General features: G+C 56.3%; 6 protein-coding genes. 3 read left to right on the forward strand and 3 right to left on the reverse strand.

Annotated features, from left to right (window positions below; all coding sequences use genetic code 11):
• Nucleotides 1-90: 90 nt before the first annotated feature.
• Together RCH06_RS17620 and RCH06_RS17625 are read right to left on the reverse strand one after the other, a co-directional pair.
• Entirely contained in the window at nucleotides 91-225 is a 135-nt protein-coding gene (locus RCH06_RS17620; RefSeq protein ID WP_327082766.1) for a hypothetical protein, read from the reverse strand.
• 60 nt (nucleotides 226-285) lie between these two features.
• Complete coding sequence (locus RCH06_RS17625; RefSeq protein ID WP_327082767.1) at nucleotides 286-846, reverse strand: hypothetical protein; 561 nt, start codon at nucleotides 844-846, stop codon at nucleotides 286-288.
• 135 nt (nucleotides 847-981) lie between these two features.
• Between RCH06_RS17625 and RCH06_RS17630 the strand changes: the two genes are divergently transcribed.
• A complete protein-coding gene (locus RCH06_RS17630; protein WP_327082768.1) occupies nucleotides 982-1,275 on the forward strand; it encodes a helix-turn-helix domain-containing protein in 294 nt (97 codons plus the stop codon).
• Nucleotides 1,276-1,476: 201 nt separating this feature from the next.
• On the opposite strand, the gene RCH06_RS17635 is transcribed toward RCH06_RS17630, so the two are convergent.
• Nucleotides 1,477-2,688: a type I restriction enzyme endonuclease domain-containing protein gene (locus tag RCH06_RS17635; protein ID WP_442799718.1), complete on the reverse strand. Its 1,212-nt coding sequence runs from the start codon at nucleotides 2,686-2,688 to the stop codon at nucleotides 1,477-1,479.
• A 183-nt stretch (nucleotides 2,689-2,871) separates the two neighbouring features.
• Between RCH06_RS17635 and RCH06_RS17640 the strand changes: the two genes are divergently transcribed.
• Nucleotides 2,872-3,396, forward strand: coding sequence for a transposase (locus RCH06_RS17640; protein WP_327082770.1), 525 nt, complete (start codon nucleotides 2,872-2,874; stop codon nucleotides 3,394-3,396).
• Nucleotides 3,393-4,040 carry a DDE-type integrase/transposase/recombinase gene (locus RCH06_RS17920; protein WP_442799717.1) on the forward strand — a complete coding sequence of 216 codons (648 nt, stop codon included), beginning with the start codon at nucleotides 3,393-3,395 and terminating at the stop codon, nucleotides 4,038-4,040. Before RCH06_RS17640 ends, RCH06_RS17920 begins: the two co-directional genes overlap by 4 nt.
• Nucleotides 4,041-4,062 lie beyond the last annotated feature (22 nt).

Here is a 4,062-nt window from a genome sequence, read left to right on the forward strand (position 1 = left end):
GCTGCCCCATCGCTGGCAGCCTGCGGACTGACTCTTCTCTAACCCGCAGCATATTTCGGCAAGCCTGGTCAAGGTGCCATGACGAGCCGCTTACGGTTCTTCAACGAAGGCTGCGAACTGACGGTGCAGCCGATAAGCAGCACGCAGTTCTTCTGCTTTGCGGCGACAGGCGCGCCTGCCTTTTGGCAGCTGAACCGATTTAGGGACTTGGATATCTTCAAACATAGTGTGTTCTTTGCGATGGTCTTGGAGATGATTGGGATGTTTTGGTGGGCGGTCGTGGGCTTACTTGAGGCAGCGCAGGGCGTCATAGCAGCGTTCGCGAAGGTGCCAAATTTCAGCCGGAACCCCTTTAGGGCCAAAGTGCCTAGTCGGTTCGCCGTCGCGATAGAACTCAAAAATGACGTCTGCTTCAGCGCCTTTGCGGACCAGGTGTGGTCGCAACTTTTTCAGCAGCCGGTGGCAATGAATGCCGTCATAAATAAGCTGGTAGATCGGGCGGGTATAACTGTCGCGATGGGTAAGCTGGGCCAACACGCTGTTCTCTCCAACCCGATCTCGGAAAGCATTCAGCGTTTCCAGGCAGTTCTGGACAACGTGAACGCGCGCTCTGTAGTTGGTGCGGTTGCCACAAGTACGGCGAACGCGAACAAGAGTGACGCAGCCTTCGCCGTCGAGAAACCCGGCGGCCCAGGCGTAGTCGACCTGTCGCTGGATTTCCAAGCGCTCGGTATGTGACCGTTCGGTGGAGCTGCTGTCGGCGGTGTGAACTGCAATTTGCAATTGGATTTCTACATTGCACTGCACTGATGCAGGGTACTGGGCTGAGTTGTTGACCACGATCATCGAAAGCTCCTTGTTTGTTGATAAATGTAGTGTAATAACTACTTAATTAGCAAAGGAGCTTATTTAGTAGGATTACGTCGTTTGTAGCAAAATAACAACATTTATACATTATTGATATACATGTATCATGGAAAAATGATCAGATTTCGTGTGAAGGAGCTTTTGTCAAAGCTGAGTTTTCAGAGGGGCGAGCGCGTCCGCTTGGAGGATGTCGCAGCTGCAACCGGCATTCATAGAGTGACGTTGTCCAATATGAATAGTCCACGCGGTTGCAATACCTCTACAGATAACTTGGATCGCCTCTGTCATTACTTTGGCTGCCAGATCCAAGAGCTCGCGGAATACACACCTTCAGATCCACCTGCTCCGCGGTTGCGTGCGAAAAAAGTATCTGTTCCAGAAAGTGGTGCCGAGCAGCAGCCAGGGTGATAAACGAGTCAAACCGCCAATCAGTTCATGTTGGTTCTCGTTTTCGTCTTTGAGTCGATATCGAACTTCGTCTGGCGGAACTGGCTATAGGCGATTCAACAGCTGTCATCGCATACATGCCTTAGGCACCAACTGCGAAGTTGTTTTATAAGGTGTGCAGAAAAAAGTTACAGCTTCTCTTGAGATGCTGACTTTTTGAAATCAACCTGAGGCGCCCGGTCGGAGTTGATTACTTACGCTCTGCTGCCAAATGTGGCGGTATACGCCATTCGCCACTTGCAGCTTGTCCGTCTCGGTGTAGGGCAGGTCGGGTAGCTCGGTGAAGACGTTATTCAAAATAAATGTCTTCACATCGGCCTGCGTCGTTTCCTTCTCTGTCCATCGGTCCAGTGGTGCAATGACATCAAGTACACCCGCAAGTAAGGCCTGACTGGCAGTCTTGATTCGCTCACGATCAGACTTGGTAAGGTCGTCTCGGGTCAACAAGTCAAACAGGGCTAACTGCTCTTCGCTCAGACCTTCTGCGACAGCACGACGTTGCTCTTCGCTGAGGCTGTTGGCGAGTTCAATCAATCGAGCGAAGGTGTCTTCTACCGTCGCTCGGTCTTTGTCCTGGTTGTAGGCGGCGATGATTTCCTGGTACTTTTTCTCGTAGTTCATACGCAGCGGGTTATGCGCAAGCATTTGGGCTAGCTTTTCTTCCACGATCTGGCGGATGTCTTCAATGACGGTGGCTTTGCGTTTGATCTTTTTGCCGAACTCATCGCGTAGTTTTTCCATGTTGATCTGGGACAGATCAATCGTTAAGCCTGCGGCCTGGTCACCCCCGGTGCCTTGAGTCAGAACCGTCTGGTTGACGATGCGATGCAAAATTTTCAGGAGCTCGGTAACGTCAGCGGTGTCGCGGCGCTCGGTGAGTTTTTTGTAGATGGCTTCGAGGTTGTCGTGCCGCTCTGCGTAGGCCAGCGCGGACGGCTCGACCAGCAAGGCTTTAAATCTGTTAAACACTACCCGGCAGAGGATTTCATAGCGGCGTTTGGTTTCATCGCTGGTGTAAACGGCTTCCACCGCATTGGCCAGGTGCTCAATGCGAGTGAAACCTGTGGAGCCCAGCAACTGTGCGGGGTCAAAGCCGATGCTGCGCAGGTATTCCTCGGTAACCTGAATGGCATGATGCAAAGCGGCGACGCGCTCTTCCAGCGGCGCGACGATTTCTGCCGCGCCACCATCGTCACCGAGCGCGTATTGGGCCAGGGCTTCTCGCAGGCTCTTGAGCATGCCGTTGTAATCGACGATGAGCCCGAAGTCTTTGCCCGGATAGACCCGGTTAGCGCGCGCTATGGCCTGCATTAGCGTATGAGCACGCATGGGTTTGTCGATGTACAGTAAGCGGCCAGCGATGGCATATTGAATATGCCTGTCGAAATATGCTACGGGTTAGCGAAGCGTCAGCCCAAAGCCTGCCAGCGATGCGGTAGCAACTCGTCGATACGGCTGTTCAAGTGGCCGGGCAGGCGCGTAAGCAAGTCCCCCCGGGAGTCAGAATAGTTGTCGCGTCCAATTTTTCAATGGCTAACTGCCCGGCAGAGACATTTCATGACCAGAACACCGCATTCACATCACTCTCCCGAATTCAAAGAGCAGGCACTGCTCAAAGCCAGGCATCGCGGCACGCGTTCCGTTATCAGCGTTGCCGGCGAGCTCAACATGTCCGCCGGCACGCTCAGGAAGTGGCTGCAAAGCGCAAGCAAGAAAACCGGCACGACAGCCCACCCGGTGTCCGCTGCAACTGCTGTACTGGACGGCCCGGCGTCTGCCTGGATGCCCGCACAGCGTTTGATGGCGCTGCAGCAGAGCTACGCACTGGAGGACATGGCCCGGGCCGGCTGGTGCCGCGAGCATGGTGTGTTCGAGCATCAGCTGACGCAGTGGCACCAGGAGTTTTGCACCCCTGCCGTGCCCGCTTCGCGCGAGGCGAGAGGCGCCTTTCGCGAGTTGCAGCGTCAGCACGAGCAGCTCCAGCGTGAATTGCGGCGCAAGGAGAAAGCGCTCGCCGAGGTGGCCGCCTTGCTGGTGTTGCAAAAAAACTTCAAGGCGCTGCTGGAGGGCGCGGACAAATGACGTCCGTCCAGCAGCGCCAAAAGTTGCTCGGCCTGATTGACAAAGCCTGCGCCGCCGGCGCGCGTTTGCAACCGGCTTGCCGCCAGATCGGCCTGTCGTGCCGCAGCGTGCAGCGCTGGCAGCGCATGAGTGCGCCTGAAGGGGACCAGCGCGAATCAGGCAAGCGGCGCTACGTGTGCCCGCCCAACAAGCTGTGCGAGGACGAACGCCAGACCGTGATGGCCACGCTCAACAGCGAAGCGTTCAAGGACCTGCCGCCGAGTCAAATCGTGCCTCGCCTGGGCGATACAGGCGTCTATGTGGCGTCCGAGTCCACGATGTACCGCCTGCTGCGCCAGGAGGGCCAGCTGACCCATCGGCGCGCAGAGCGTGCAGCGCAAAAGCGCAGCCGGCCCCGCGCCCTGGCCGCGACCGGACCCAATCAGGTGTTCTGCTGGGACATCACCTATCTGCCGACCCAGGTGCGCGGCCAGCACTTCTACCTGTACCTGTTCGAGGACTTGTTCAGCCGCAAGATCGTGGGCTGGCAGGTGTTTGACTGCGAAAGCGCCGAGCTGGCCGGCCAGTTGCTGCGAGTGGGTATTCCGGTCGATCGTGACCGGTCATTCCGGCGGATCGTGACCGGCGATTCTGGTTTGTCGTGACCGCTGATTCCGGTCGATCGTG

Origin of the sequence: Polaromonas sp. CG_9.5 (genome assembly GCF_035984465.1) — a bacterium.
Classification (GTDB): Bacteria; Pseudomonadota; Gammaproteobacteria; order Burkholderiales; family Burkholderiaceae_C; genus Polaromonas.

Excerpts from the sequence above, each read along its gene's own strand:
- RCH06_RS17630 (WP_327082768.1), top strand. The coding sequence starts at position 982 with ATGATCAGATTTCGTGTGAAGGAGCTTTTGTCAAAGCTGAGTTTTCAG.
- RCH06_RS17640 (WP_327082770.1), top strand. The coding sequence starts at position 2,872 with ATGACCAGAACACCGCATTCACATCACTCTCCCGAATTCAAAGAGCAG.
- RCH06_RS17920 (WP_442799717.1), top strand. The coding sequence starts at position 3,393 with ATGACGTCCGTCCAGCAGCGCCAAAAGTTGCTCGGCCTGATTGACAAA.
- RCH06_RS17625 (WP_327082767.1), bottom strand. The coding sequence starts at position 846 with ATGATCGTGGTCAACAACTCAGCCCAGTACCCTGCATCAGTGCAGTGC.
- RCH06_RS17620 (WP_327082766.1), bottom strand. The coding sequence starts at position 225 with ATGTTTGAAGATATCCAAGTCCCTAAATCGGTTCAGCTGCCAAAAGGC.